Consider the following 13,347-nt stretch of genomic DNA (forward strand, 5'->3'; position numbering starts at 1 on the left):
GATTAAATTTTTTTTGGGAACCTTCTGACCATTTGTGCATTTATAAGGCGAGATTGTGAGCCGCGCCAAGCGGACACGGCGATGCGAAAGAATGCCCGGATTTTTCCGCTTTCCCCGGGTGGCCAACGAAACGGCACTCGAGCTTTCGCCCGCCCGGTTCATGATCTCGTTTCCCCCAACTTTTATAAAGCGCCCTCGGGCGCTTTTCTTTTTTGGACCGGCTGCCCGGTCGGCCTTTCAGGCTAGGGCGCAAGAAATGTGCCTAATGCACAGGGAACGATGATTTTTTGGTTGACCACAATGGGGCACCTGCATATGTTCCGCGCACTTCCAGCCGGGCGAACCGCCGGGCACCTGGGAGAGCGTAGCTCAGCCGGTAGAGCAACTGACTTTTAATCAGTAGGTCTCGGGTTCGAACCCCGACGCTCTCACCATGAAAATCAAAGACTTGGTGGAGAAACGTGCCGCGCTGGTGAGTTGAGTCATTTCGCTTGTCGACTCCAGCGCCTAATAGCTGCACGGACGATTGTCGCTCGGTCTAAATCCACCTGCGCAGGCTGGGTTTAGCGAGTAATCGCGTTGATAGGACGTCGAAGGTCCGATTGACGAGGTATAGTCGGGGTTGGTGGTGCAAGCCGAAACGATCGTGGAAAGACTGATCAGCGTTCCGGTCGCTACGAATGCGAGAAATCGGCTCATCTGAACTTCTCCCTAGGTGAGTGCTCACCCCGCGCAATCTCAGCGCCATTCGCTGAAAAAGCGGCTTCAGGTCCAGTAGTCTTCTCTGCGGGCAGAGACCAGTTTCCCGGTGGCCACCTGTCCGCAGATCATTTCGTGTCCTCTGCCCCCAGTCTGACACGTATCAATGTGACGTCGTCTTCCGGCTTGCCAACAGCAGAATGTAGTCGTCTGCCGCATCCGCTATTGCCATCGCTACCTCCGCGGGCGCCCATCCCTTTTGCTGCGCGTCGCGGATGATCTGATGGAGGGCGGGTTCAACATCAGCGCGGCAATCGAGCAGACGTTGATCATGCGTAGTGTCATTGCGAACCGACTGAAGATTGATCATAGCGGAACCCCTCTCATATGAAGGAAGTTACCATGACATAGATTGCAGGTTGAGCAAGCAAATGCTTAAGGAAAGAAGCGATTTCGTTGAGAATGCGCTTTTTTGATTACACAACCGGCGTCGGCAAAACGTTTCACGGCATAATCAGCCGTTAAATCCATCACCAGAGTACCGCCAATTTCCGCCGGCCCTACGCTACAACGGGCCTAAAACCTCACTGCATGGAACAAAACCAATAGATATTGGTATTGTTTGTACCCCGCTGATATGGCGAAACGTATAAGAATTGGTATGCATCGCGGTACGGTGGATTGTGCGCAACTGGAGTTGGACAATGCATGTCGTGCAGAATGGCGATTTAGGACAATCTCGGCTTGGTCTTACCGGAACACTAAGCACTTCTCCAAACGCACTCGACATAGCGTCGAGTATTTTTAATGACACGTCCAGTAGTTGTGCTTTGTAATGGGGCCAGGTGGACCGTGCTTGGTCGAGTACTGCCGGTGGGGGCGAAATGTAAAATAGACTTCCTCTAGACCACCTGAGCCCTTTGCGCCGCACCTATTTTCGGGAGAATAGATTTGCGTTGCGCAACGAAGCGGATGGCTTATCTTTTTTGTTGTGGGGGAATTGAGTCTCGGTGGCGTGCATTGACGTTTTACTCTGCCAATTGCGTTGCGAAACAGTCTCGTGTTGCTAATCACATATTTCTGCCTCTCCTATAGAGGACGCCTCAATTTCCACCTTGGGCGCTGACTTCGTTGTTTCTCTGAAAGGAAATCATATGGAAGACGCAGGTGTGGGTTGGGTAGCGGCCATCATCATCGGTGGCATTGCCGGATGGCTCGCGGAAAAATTCATGAACAGCAACATGGGGCTGTTGATGAACATCATTTTGGGCATTGTCGGCGCAATCGTCGCAAATGCCATCCTCGCAGGACTGGGCATCACGCTCGCCGGCTGGCTAGGCTATCTGATTGCGGGATTTGTCGGCGCCTGCCTGCTGATTGCCGTGGGGCGGGTTATTCGTCGTTAGATACCCATGCAAAATTAAAAGCCGGGCGTCCGCACGCCCGGCCCTCGCCTTGTCAACTGCCAATCGACCTTTATCGACGGCTCATCAATCCGAAAAGATAGGCGACGCCGGCTGTCACTGCGAGCGCGAAGATAGGCTCCTCCCTTACCTTGTCGCGCAGCCGTTCCGTCATGACCGAGGCTTCGTCGGCTACGGCGGTCTTGGCGCCCTGGCCGAGTGCAACAACGCTCTCGGATAGACGTGCAAGGTCTTCGCGCAATGCTGTGACCTGTGCGGAAAGATCGTCTGCCGCGATTTCCGCCTTCACGCGCGCGGTTGCGGACTGGGCGGAGGCGGTTTTCATATCGGCCATGGTCTGCTCCTCTTTTTCCGGATGCTCTTCAACGAATTAGCCCTCAGAAAGGTTCCGATATCGGGCGTCTTTTGCCGCGCCAAGCGCTTCGACGTGGTTGCAGATATAGCGCAGATGTTTTCGTGCGATAACCCTTCATTTCCTGCTGGCTTTGTTCTAAGGAACGTCCAATGCTTTGCCCGCGAACGGGCGAATATAATGCGAGGTTTGCGTTTCGATGTTCGATCTTCTGAGAAGAGCTGCTCATACCTGGGTTGCCAAGCTCCTCATGCTGCTGCTGGTTGCCTCTTTTGGTATCTGGGGCGTGTCGCGCTCGTTGATAACGGGCGGCAGCAGCACGACGGTTGTCAGCGTCGGAGACCAGCACGTCGACGTCAACGAATTTCGCTTGGCCTACCAGCGACAGGTCGCAAATCTCAGCCAGCAGTTCGGCATGCGCCTGACGCCCGACCAGGCCCGCGCTTTTGGCGTTGAACAGCAGGTGCTGGCGCAGCTCGTCGCCGGCGCATCACTCGACCAGTTGGCGGACGAGATGAACCTTGGCCTGTCCCAGGATCGGCTTGCACAGTTGATCGGCGATGACCCAGCCTTTAAGGCGGTCAACGGCCAGTTCGACCGCACCCTCTTTACATCGCGGCTGCGCAATGCCGGCATCCGCGAGGATGATTATATCAAGGAACGCAGCAAGGTTGCCGTCCGCAGCCAGATCGTGGACGCTGTCTCGAACGGCTTCACAGCGCCGAAGACGCTGGTCGACGCCCTCAAGCTTCATGGACAGGAAAGCCGCGGTATCGATTACCTGTTGCTGACCAATGCCAACATCGAGCCGATCAAGGCGCCTGCCGAGGATGTGCTTGCCAAGTGGTTCGAGGGCACCAAGACACGCTACCGTGCTCCGGAATACCGCAAGGTGGCTTTCCTCAAGCTTCAGCCGGAGGACATAGCCGACGCCGCCTCCGTTACCGATGACCAGATCCGCGAGGATTTCGAAAAGCGCAAGGATAGTTTCCGCACGCCTGAAACCCGCACGATCGAGCAATTGACGTTCCAGAACAGGGATCTCGCCAACGCCGCCGAAGCCGCGCTGAAGACCGGCACGACATTCGATCAGCTGGTAACCGATCAGGGCAAGACCGCTACCGACGTGTTCCTAGGCGAATTCTCCAAGGACAAGGTTCCGGATCAGGCCATTGCAGAGGCTGCCTTCGCAGTCTCGAAAGACGGCGGCACGACGCCGGTCGTCGATGGCACGTTCGGTCCGGTCGTCCTCCGCGTGAGCAACATCAAGCCCGAAAGCGTCAAGAGCCTTGATGAGGTCAAGGACGAGATCCGCAAGCAGCTCGCCGTCTCCAACGCATCGCAGGAACTCATCAACGTACACGATCAGATCGAGGACCTGCGCGGCTCCGGCTCGACCCTGGAGCAGATTGCAGAACAGCTCAAGTTGAAGGCCGTTGTCGTCGACGCCGTCGACGCTACGGGTCTCGGCAAGGACGGCAATGAGGTCAAGGACATTCCGGCCAAGCAGCAGGTTCTCGGCGCGGCCTTTAAGACCGACGCCGGTGCCGATGCTCCTTCCCTTTCGATTGGTACTGACGGCTATCTTTGGTTCGAAGTCCGCGATGTCATGCCGGAACGCGACCGCCCACTGAGCGAAGTGCATGATAAAGCGGTCGCCGATTGGACTGCGGAACAGCAGAAGCTTGAACTAGCCAAAAAGGCCGAAGACCTAAAGCAGCAGGCCAAGAAGGGAACATCGCTGGCGGACATTGCGGCGCCGCTTGGCATTACCGTCGAAAGCAAGAGCGGCATTACTCGCGGGACCGACGATCCCGTCCTCGGTCGCGCCGGCGCCAACGCTGCCTTCTCCGGGCCGATGGATACGGTCGCCATTGCCGTCGGCGGCGATCCGACGACGCAGATCCTTCTCAAGGTCACGGAAGTGAACACGGAACCCACGGGTGACGTGCTCAACAATCAGGACCAGCAGATCACGGCAATGGCAAATGCTGCCGGCGACGACATTCTCGATCAGATGGTCAACCTGCTGCAGACGCAGTATGGCGCATCGATCAATCAGCCTCTCGCCGATCAGGCGGCAGTCCGCTAAGGGGGAATACACGCGCATGACCGATCTGAAGCCGCTTCTGGCGAAGGCTGCGAGCCGTGAGCCGCTGACACGCGACGAGGCCCGCGAGGCCTTCGACATTCTGATGTCCGGTCAGGCGACCCCTTCGCAGATCGGCGGCTTCCTGATGGCATTGCGCGTTCGAGGCGAAACGGTCGACGAGATTGTCGGCGCCGTGACGACGATGCGCTCCAAGATGCTCACCGTCGAGGCGCCGGCCGATGCGATCGACATCGTGGGAACCGGCGGCGATGCAAGCGGGACCTATAATATCTCGACGCTCGCTGCTCTTATCGTGGCTGGTGCTGGTGTACCTGTTGCAAAGCATGGCAACAGGGCACTGAGCTCGAAATCAGGTGCGGCCGACAGCCTTGCCGCGCTCGGGGTCAAGCTAGATGTGACCCCCGAAGTGATCTCGCGGTGCATTCGCGAGGCTGGTGTCGGCTTCATGTTCGCCCAGCAGCACCATTCGGCGATGCGCCACGTCGGCCCGACGCGCGTCGAACTCGGCACGCGGACGATCTTCAATTTGCTGGGGCCCCTCTCCAATCCGGCTGGCGTCCGCCGTCAGTTGCTTGGTGTCTACGCGCCGCAGTGGGTTGTTCCTATTGCCGAGGTCATGCGTGATCTTGGTTCCGAAAGCGTATGGGTCGTCCACGGCAGCGGCCTTGACGAGATAACGACAACGGGAAAAACGAACGTCGCCGCCCTCGAACACGGCAAGATTCGGACGTTCGAGCTGTCGCCTGCGGATTTCGGTGTCGAGCCTTGCCGTCTGGAGGCTATCAAGGGCGGTGATGGCGTGGTCAACGCCGCGGCGTTGCGCGATGTTTTGAGTGGTGCAAAGAATGCCTACCGTGACATCGCGCTCGCCAATGCGGCCGCCTCGCTGGTGATATCCGGCAAGGCTGAGCTACTCGAAGACGGCATGCGGCTTGCGACGCAGTCTCTGGACAGCGGAGCGACGGCTGCGGCCCTGGACAAACTCGTCGCCGTGTCGAACGACATCGACTAGGATAGAGCCATGACCGACATCCTGAAGAAGATCGAACTTTACAAGCGGGAAGAGATCGCCGCCGCAAAGGCAAAAGTGTCGCTGGCCGATCTAAAAGCGATGCAGGCGGACCAATCGGCGCCTCGCGGCTTTCACCGTGCGCTGATTGCAAAGCGCGAAGCCGGCCAATACGGCCTGATCGCGGAGATCAAGAAAGCCAGTCCCTCCAAAGGGTTGATAAGGCCCGATTTCGATCCGCCGTCGCTGGCCAGGGCCTATGAACTCGGAGGCGCGGCTTGCCTTTCGGTATTGACCGACACGCCGAGTTTCCAAGGCGCCCCGGAGTTTCTAATGGCGGCGCGTGCCGCGTGTTCGCTGCCGGCGCTGCGCAAGGACTTCATGTTCGAAACCTATCAGGTACAGGAAGCGCGCGCATGGGGTGCCGATTGCATTCTGCTAATCATGGCGTCGCTCTCGGACGACGACGCAAAGCGCCTTGAGGATGAGGCCTTCGGGCTCGGCATGGATGTGCTGGTGGAAGTCCACGATGCCGAAGAGATGGAGCGTGCGCTGAAACTCTCCTCCCCGCTCGTTGGCATCAACAACCGCAATCTCCGGACATTCGAAGTCAGCCTCGAGGTGAGCGAAAAGCTCGCACCGATGGTTCCCAAGGATCGTCTGCTCGTCGGTGAAAGCGGCATCTTCACGAATGCCGATTGCAAGCGTCTTGAGTTGGTTGGCATCAATACCTTCCTGGTCGGCGAGAGCCTGATGCGCAAGGACGACGTTGCAGCGGCCACCCGCGCACTACTCTTCGCCGAAGCCGCTCAGGCGGCCGAGTGAAATGAGCGGCGGCCCGTCCGGTCTCACCCACATTGATGCCTCCGGAGAGGCACACATGGTCGATGTCGGCGACAAGGTCGAGACCACAAGGGTTGCCACCGCCGAGGGCCACGTGAAGATGGCGGCCGCAACGCTTGATCTCATTCGGGCGGGCAATGCGAAGAAGGGCGACGTGATCGGGACGGCGCGCCTTGCTGGCATCATGGCCGCCAAGCAGACGAGCAATCTCATCCCCCTCTGCCATCCGCTGATGCTCACGAAGGTTTCGGTTGATATTACGGAGGACGCCGATCTTCCCGGCTTGCGCGTGACTGCGACGGTGAAGCTGACCGGCAAGACGGGTGTCGAAATGGAGGCACTGACAGCCGTTTCCGTGGCCTGCCTGACGATATACGACATGGCCAAGGCCGCCGATAAGGCCATGGTAATCGGGAGCATACGGCTGGTCGAAAAATCGGGTGGCAAGTCTGGAGACTTTCGCCATCCGGAGTATGGCAAATGAGCATGTTGCCCGTTGCTGAGGCTCAGGATCGTTTGCTGTCACGGGCAAAACCAATCCAGGTGAGCGAAACTGTTTCCTTGCCGGAGACCGACGGTCGTGTGCTGGCATCTGATGTGGCGGCGAGGCTGACCCAGCCGCCTTTCGATGCGTCGGCGATGGATGGATATGCCTTGCGCGGTGATGACGCTCCGGAACCGGGCGCCGAACTGAGGCTCATCGGGACATCCTCTGCCGGCCACGGGTTCGAGGGTGTTGTCAGCAAAGGCGAGACTGTTCGGATCTTTACTGGCGCACCGGTTCCGTCTGGCGCCGATAGCGTGTTGCTGCAGGAGGATGCGGACCAAATCGAGGGCGGCGTACGCACGACCTTTCCTGTTCGTCCTGGCCAGCACGTCCGGCCTCGCGGCCAGGATTTCCTTGAAGGCGAAACAGTGCTCAAGGCAGGGACTGCGCTGGACTTTTCTCGCCTGACGGTGGCGGCTGGAATGAATCACGCGACCCTCGAGGTTTTCCGCAAGCCCGTGGTGGCGCTGCTCGCAACCGGTGACGAGTTGTTGCCGCCAGGAAGCTCGCCGGCTCCCGCGCAGATCATTGCGTCCAGCACCTTCGGCATTGCTGCCCTGGTTCGCAAGGCTGGCGCCGAGGTCCTGGATCTCGGGATCGTTCCCGACGACAAAGCCGCGATTTCCGCTGCTGTCGAGCGCGCCCGGCGTGCCGACGTCGATGTCATCGTGACGCTCGGTGGGGCATCGGTGGGCGACCATGATTTGGTGCAGGCTACGCTCGTCGCATTGGGCATGAAGCTCGATTTCTGGCGGATCGCCATGCGTCCGGGCAAGCCGTTGATGGTGGGCAGCCTCGACGAAACGCATGTCATTGGCCTACCCGGCAATCCGGTTTCGAGCTTGGTCTGCGGACTGCTGTTTTTGGAACCGCTGGTTCGCAAGCTGGCGTCACTGCCGCCAGTCAGACGTGAGGCAATGGCGGAAGCGGCTGTAGCGCTTCGTGCCAATGACCAGCGACAGGACTACGTGAGAGCGAGGCTGTCGCGATCACCGTCGGACGGTTGGTCGGCAGTGCCGTTCGGCAAACAGGACTCGTCGATGATGAAGATATTCGCCGAAGCTGACTGCTTGATCGTTCGACCGCCACATGCACCGGAGTTGCAGGCGGGAGACCCCTGCTCGGTGATGCTGCTGCGGCCGGATCTCCTCGGCTGAAGTTTTTTCATCCGCAGAAAGTGTCACAGACGAACCCTGGGCCGGCTTGAGATGACGAAGCAGATCATACGAGAAACCGCCGCGATGCTGTCCGGAATGACGCCGGTGCTTACGGAGGACGAGTTCGTCTTTTGTACAACCGCGGACGAGGACATCATTCGGCGCGCGGCAATCGATGCGCTGGCGTCGTTTCGCGAGCACGAGGGAGTTTCCTTCATCCTTTCGAAAAGCAGGGCCTCAGAATTGGGCTTCAACTGCGATACGCCGATGCGGCGGATCGTTCTCGAAGTTTTTTCATCGCTGGAAGGTGTCGGACTGACAGCTGCTGTTGCCACTACCCTCGCAGCACACTCAATCCCCTGCAACATGGTCGCAGCCTACCATCACGATCATGTCTTCGTTCCGACCGCCGTTGCGGAGGTGGCGCTGGAGATTTTGCAAAGGCTACAGGAAGAATCCTCCCGCTGAGAGGGCGCGTTTGGGGTCATGCTTCCAGGGCGAACACCCCACCAATGGTTGCATCACCTCCTGAGCCAACGCCGAAATCGGGGACGGCATACTCGGCGACGAGACGCAGAGCTGTCAACGGCAGTGCCGACCTGCGCGGATCGCCTATGAGGACAACGACGCCGGCCTGGCGACCCGAGGTCAGGAACGGCAGAACTCTGCTGGCAAGTTCGGCATTGTAGAAAACGTCACCGGCAAGAATGACATCCACATCGGGTGCTGGGGCGCCGGAAAGAATATCTGCGTTCAACGCTTCGATCGCCACATCATTCGCCTCTGCATTGAGGCTGAGCGCCACGATCGCATTGGCGTCGATCTCTGCTGCGATTACGGCGGATGCTCCGCATTTTCGAGCCGCGATCCCGACAATCCCGGAGCCGGCACCAAGATCCAGGACGCGGCGGCCACGAACGATATTGGGATGATTTAGAACGTGCTTGGCAAGCAGGATCCCGCCCGCCCAATTGTAAGCCCAGTACGGCGGCGAATCGTCACGGCCACTAGCTCCAAGACGACCCAGCCCACTGCCCGGATGGGCCGCATATAGGCGTATCTCAGGCAAACCCGGCACCGGCTCGAGTCGGAGGTTTTCGATGATGAAGGCGCGGACATCCGCTGGAGAAAGGGCGCTGGCCACAGGGCCATTTTTACGGCGGTGCTGGCCACGCAAATGCTTTATATCCTCAAGCGATCAGTAGTTCTTCATCGCCAGGTGCGGCATCGCGCGATCCGATGAAGACCGCGCGCCGGAGCTTGAAGGTCTCATTAAAAAGAGTGCTGAAAACAGGAGCTGTCAAAAACGATCGTGTCTGCCATTGTCCACTCCGAGAACTTTTATCGGCGCCGCAAAGGCTGCAGCGCCGACCGGATGGCTTCAGCCCTTCTTTTTCGAGAACTTGGGCTTCGGCCCACCGCCAGTCTTGCCCTCAAACTTCGGCTTGCCCGGCTTTTTGCTCCAAGGCTTCGCGTCGCGCTCACCGTCGTTACGGGCTTCCTTCCGAAACTTGTCTTTCGGCCGCTCGTCGCTGAACTCTCGGCGCTCGCCAAAGGCCTTCTTGCCGGCATAAGGCTTGGAGGCTGCTGGCTTGCTGAAATCGGGCGTGCCGTTCAGGGCTGTGACGCGGATGCCCCGTTCCATCGTTTTGTTCGGCCCGATCGACTGCAGGAAGCTGTCGGCGCTTGCCGTGGAAATCTCGACGTAAGTTTCGTCGGGCTGCATCTTGATGGCACCGATGTCACGCTTCGTCAGATTGCCGTTGCGGCAGAGCATCGGTATCAACCAGCGGGGCTCTGCATTCTGTTTGCGGCCAACCGAAAGGGAAAACCACACGCTCGCGCCGAAGTCGTCGCGCGGACCTTTCTGATAAGGTTCGCGTGGTCCCTCGGCGCTTTCGCGGCGCTTGCGGCCGCGGTCATCCTGGACCGCGACTTCGATCAGATCCTCCGGCGCTGACTGGTTCGAGCGATAGAGATTGACGAACGCCGCAGCGAGCTTTTCCGCGCCGTGGGTATCGAGAAGCCGTCTGACCAGGTCCCGAGCTTCTTCGCTCGGGCCTTCCTCGAAGATGGGATCGGCAAGCAGACGCGTTTCGTCACGTGCGGTGACCTCTTCCGCCGACGGCGGACGAGCCCAGGCAGCGGAGATACCGGCATTGTCGAGAAGGCGCTCCGCTTTTCGGCGTACATTCAGCGGCACGATCAGTGCGCTGACGCCCTTGCGACCCGCGCGACCGGTGCGACCGCTTCTATGAAGCAGAGTTTCCGGATTGGTCGGCAGGTCGGCATGAATGACAAGGTCGAGACCCGGCAGATCGATGCCGCGGGCGGCGACGTCGGTTGCTATACAGACGCGGGCGCGTCCATCGCGCATCGCCTGCAGCGCGTGGCTGCGCTCATTCTGCGTCAGTTCGCCGGACAAGGCGACGACATTGAAGTTGCGATTGTGAAAGCGGGCAGTCAGATGATTGACCGCGGCCCGCGTCGAACAGAACACAATGGCATTCGTCGCTTCATAGTAGCGCAAGACATTGATGATGGCGTTTTCACGGTCGCTCGGCGACACGACAAGCGCCCGATACTCGATGTCGCCGTGCTGCTTTTCCTCGGTAGCCGTCGCGATCCGCACCGCGTTCTTCTGATAGCTCTTCGCGAGCTTTGCGATGGCAGCCGGAACCGTCGCCGAGAACATCAGCGTCCGACGGTCGTCTGGTGAGGAATCCAGAATGAACTCGAGATCCTCGCGGAATCCGAGATCGAGCATTTCATCCGCTTCATCAAGTACGACTGCTTTGAGCGCAGAAATATCGAGCGCATTGCGCCTGATATGATCACAGAGACGCCCCGGCGTGCCGACAACGATATGCGCGCCACGCTCCAATGCGCGACGCTCGCTGCGGATGTCCATGCCACCGACGCAGCTCACGATCAGCGCGCCTGTCGCTTCGTAGAGCCATTCGAGTTCGCGCTTGACTTGAAGCGCGAGCTCTCTCGTCGGCGCGATCACCAGTGCCAGCGGCTCTGCCGCGGGCCTGAAACTGTCATCGTTTTCGAGCAACGTCGGTGCCAGCGCGAGGCCGAAGGCGACGGTCTTGCCCGACCCTGTCTGGGCCGAAACGAGAGCGTCCGACGCGGCAAGCGTCGGGTCGAGCATGGACTTTTGCACCGGCGTCAGCTCGGTATAGCCGCGCTTCACCAACGCCTTGGCGATCGCCGGAACGACGCCGTTAAAATTTGTCATGTTGTTTATCTTTCGGAAGTCTCACGCGCATGCTGCGCCCTGGCCGGCAGTTGCCGGCAGAGAAGTTGGCCGTTCCTACTTTGTCAGACGGCAAATGTCAAAGCAGATGTCCCTGCCATAACCACACATCGATTCCTTCGCTTCGACCGCGAATGCGCGCTTTCATAGGACCTTCGAGCCGGCCGGAGCGTCGCGGAGCGCTATCCACTGCGGCGGCCTTCATCAACGCCGTGCTCAGGGCGAGTTCGACACCACGCGATGCGGCCACCTCCATCAGCCGGCTGGCGACATTCACGGTGTCGCCGGTCGCCGTGATTTGTTGGCGATTGCCGCTCCCGAGTCGCGATGCGACGACAGGCCCGCAATGCGCACCGACTTTGAAACCGGCCTTCCGACCGCTCAGCGCGGGATGGGCCGCCAGCCATGGCCGCATTCGATCACACAGGCTGACTGCGCAGGCAGCCGCCCTCGTGGCGTCGTCGGAGGCTGGTTGCGGCAAGCCGAACAGAATCATCGCGCCATCGCCCATGAAGCTGGTGACTGCACCGCCATGCGAACGCGCCTCCCCGTCGACCATCTCGAAGAAATCGCTGAGGACTTCACGGACATTCGTCACGCCGATTGCTTCGCTCAGTCCCGTGAAGCCGGAGAGATCGACAAAGACGACCGCGGCGTCCTGCCGTACCGGTTCGGCGAGAAAATTGGGATCGCGCGCAAGCCATTCTCCTAGCCCGGGCGCTTCGATGCGCTGCAGGAGATCGCTTTGCGCTGCGAAGTGCGCAGCCTGGCGACGGTCGATCCAGATTTCGGCGGCACCGAAGAGCAGCACAGGCGGCAACGCTGCGGCGATCGGCAATGCTGCGCTAAACCAGTAGCCATGTGCGAAGGCGGTGATGTTCAGGGCCGCCCACGCGAAGGCCACGCAGGCAATGATGGCGTAACCGATGGCGCTCCGTCGCCACGCAAGCAAGCTGATCAGAAGCAGTGGCAGGGCAACGGCTATGAGCGAATCGAGCAAGCGCACATTGCGGTCTCTGATGATACTGTCGCCGGCAATCAGATGTGTTGCTGCCGTCGCCATGACCTCGACGCCCGGCAAGACCGGGTCGAATGGCGTCGGGAAGACGTCGCCGCCGCCAGTCACCGTTGCGCCGATCACGACGATCCTGTCCTCAATGGCTTTAGTCGGAAGCTTGCCTGCCAGTGCATCGGCAGCACTGAAGGTCGGAAGAGTGCCGCGCGGGCCATAGAAGGTAATGGGAAGCCGCTGCCCGTTGTCGGTCGGCAAATGCCGGTCACCGAGTGCTAACGCACCTGGCGCGAATGCCGGATTGATACCCAGCGCCAGCGACGCCACTCGCAGCGGAAACGAGGCATCGACCCGCTCGCCGCCTCGAGAAATCAGCGGAATGAAGCGGGGTGTCCCTGATTCATCGGTCGCGACATTGACGACGCCGATAGCAGCGACGTCGGAAAAGCGGGCAAGTGGCAACAGCATCTTATTGGCCGTCGGGATCGCCGCCAGCGGATCGTTGGCGTCGTGGCCGACCACCTGCGTGTCTTTCGGGAAAACGCCTGCTGCAGCGATCACACTGGGCGTCTGCTGAAGCGCCAAGGCAAGCGCCGCGTCGCCTTCCTCAGGGCCGGGATCAACGAGTAGGAGATCGAGTGCTATGACCTTCGGTTTTAGGGCGCTGACGGCGGATACCACGCGGGCGAGTGTCGCTCGATTGAGCGGATAGCCGTTGTCGGCAGCGGTCAGATCGTCGATCGCTACAATGCTGGTGATCGGCGGGGGCTCCCGCGCGCCGATGAGGGTACTGCGCAGATCCGTGAGAGACGCTTCGAGACGGTCGAGAAAGCTCATGCTGCCTGAGAGATGCATGTAGCCGAGCAGTCCGCCCCAAAAGGCGGCTAGTAGCAGCGCGATCGTGATCAGGAGCCGTCTGCCCTGCATCG

Annotated in this window: 13 protein-coding genes and 1 tRNA gene; 8 read left to right on the forward strand and 6 right to left on the reverse strand. The window is 59.8% G+C overall.

Annotation, left to right across the window (positions count from 1 at the left end; translation table 11 throughout):
- Window positions 1-358 precede the first annotated feature (358 nt).
- A tRNA-Lys gene (locus RGCCGE502_RS09755) sits at window positions 359-434 on the forward strand.
- 73 nt (window positions 435-507) lie between these two features.
- Here the strand turns inward: RGCCGE502_RS09755 and RGCCGE502_RS37895 are convergent.
- Both RGCCGE502_RS37895 and RGCCGE502_RS09760 read right to left on the reverse strand, forming a co-directional pair.
- Window positions 508-699: a hypothetical protein gene (locus RGCCGE502_RS37895; RefSeq protein WP_081647241.1), complete on the reverse strand. Its 192-nt coding sequence runs from the start codon at window positions 697-699 to the stop codon at window positions 508-510.
- 163 nt (window positions 700-862) lie between these two features.
- The gene (locus RGCCGE502_RS09760; protein ID WP_016553993.1) at window positions 863-1,069 is read right to left on the reverse strand and encodes a hypothetical protein; all 207 of its coding nucleotides are present in this window, start codon (window positions 1,067-1,069) and stop codon (window positions 863-865) included.
- Window positions 1,070-1,853: 784 nt separating this feature from the next.
- Between RGCCGE502_RS09760 and RGCCGE502_RS09765 the strand changes: the two genes are divergently transcribed.
- A complete protein-coding gene (locus RGCCGE502_RS09765) occupies window positions 1,854-2,105 on the forward strand; it encodes a GlsB/YeaQ/YmgE family stress response membrane protein (protein WP_016553994.1) in 252 nt (83 codons plus the stop codon).
- Between the two features lie 70 nt (window positions 2,106-2,175).
- Here RGCCGE502_RS09765 and RGCCGE502_RS09770 read toward each other — a convergent pair whose 3' ends face one another.
- Window positions 2,176-2,457, reverse strand: a complete 282-nt coding sequence (locus RGCCGE502_RS09770) for a hypothetical protein (RefSeq protein WP_016553995.1) — start codon at window positions 2,455-2,457, stop codon at window positions 2,176-2,178.
- Window positions 2,458-2,674: 217 nt separating this feature from the next.
- Between RGCCGE502_RS09770 and RGCCGE502_RS09775 the strand changes: the two genes are divergently transcribed.
- The 6 genes from RGCCGE502_RS09775 to RGCCGE502_RS09800 are packed head-to-tail and all read left to right on the forward strand — an operon-like array spanning window position 2,675 to window position 8,612.
- Window positions 2,675-4,567, forward strand: a complete 1,893-nt coding sequence (locus RGCCGE502_RS09775; protein ID WP_016553996.1) for a peptidylprolyl isomerase — start codon at window positions 2,675-2,677, stop codon at window positions 4,565-4,567.
- Window positions 4,568-4,583: 16 nt separating this feature from the next.
- Entirely contained in the window at window positions 4,584-5,600 is a 1,017-nt protein-coding gene (gene trpD / locus RGCCGE502_RS09780; RefSeq protein WP_016553997.1) for an anthranilate phosphoribosyltransferase, read from the forward strand.
- 9 nt (window positions 5,601-5,609) lie between these two features.
- Complete coding sequence (gene trpC / locus RGCCGE502_RS09785; protein WP_016553998.1) at window positions 5,610-6,422, forward strand: indole-3-glycerol phosphate synthase TrpC; 813 nt, start codon at window positions 5,610-5,612, stop codon at window positions 6,420-6,422.
- Between the two features lies 1 nt (window position 6,423).
- A complete protein-coding gene (moaC, locus tag RGCCGE502_RS09790; protein ID WP_040674293.1) occupies window positions 6,424-6,924 on the forward strand; it encodes a cyclic pyranopterin monophosphate synthase MoaC in 501 nt (166 codons plus the stop codon).
- A complete protein-coding gene (locus tag RGCCGE502_RS09795; RefSeq protein ID WP_016554000.1) occupies window positions 6,921-8,144 on the forward strand; it encodes a molybdopterin molybdotransferase MoeA in 1,224 nt (407 codons plus the stop codon). The genes moaC and RGCCGE502_RS09795 overlap by 4 nt, the downstream gene beginning before the upstream one ends.
- A gap of 51 nt (window positions 8,145-8,195) precedes the next feature.
- Window positions 8,196-8,612, forward strand: coding sequence for an ACT domain-containing protein (locus tag RGCCGE502_RS09800; RefSeq protein ID WP_016554001.1), 417 nt, complete (start codon window positions 8,196-8,198; stop codon window positions 8,610-8,612).
- Window positions 8,613-8,628: 16 nt separating this feature from the next.
- On the opposite strand, the gene RGCCGE502_RS09805 is transcribed toward RGCCGE502_RS09800, so the two are convergent.
- The 3 genes from RGCCGE502_RS09805 to RGCCGE502_RS09815 all read right to left on the reverse strand — a co-directional run bounded on the left by RGCCGE502_RS09805 (window position 8,629) and on the right by RGCCGE502_RS09815 (window position 13,345).
- A complete protein-coding gene (locus tag RGCCGE502_RS09805) occupies window positions 8,629-9,321 on the reverse strand; it encodes a class I SAM-dependent methyltransferase (RefSeq protein ID WP_016554002.1) in 693 nt (230 codons plus the stop codon).
- Window positions 9,322-9,525: 204 nt separating this feature from the next.
- Window positions 9,526-11,388, reverse strand: a complete 1,863-nt coding sequence (locus RGCCGE502_RS09810) for a DEAD/DEAH box helicase (protein ID WP_016554003.1) — start codon at window positions 11,386-11,388, stop codon at window positions 9,526-9,528.
- Window positions 11,389-11,485: 97 nt separating this feature from the next.
- Entirely contained in the window at window positions 11,486-13,345 is a 1,860-nt protein-coding gene (locus RGCCGE502_RS09815) for a CHASE2 domain-containing protein (protein ID WP_016554004.1), read from the reverse strand.
- Window positions 13,346-13,347 lie beyond the last annotated feature (2 nt).

This window comes from Rhizobium grahamii CCGE 502 (assembly GCF_000298315.2).
GTDB classification, from domain to species: domain Bacteria; phylum Pseudomonadota; class Alphaproteobacteria; order Rhizobiales; family Rhizobiaceae; genus Rhizobium; species Rhizobium grahamii.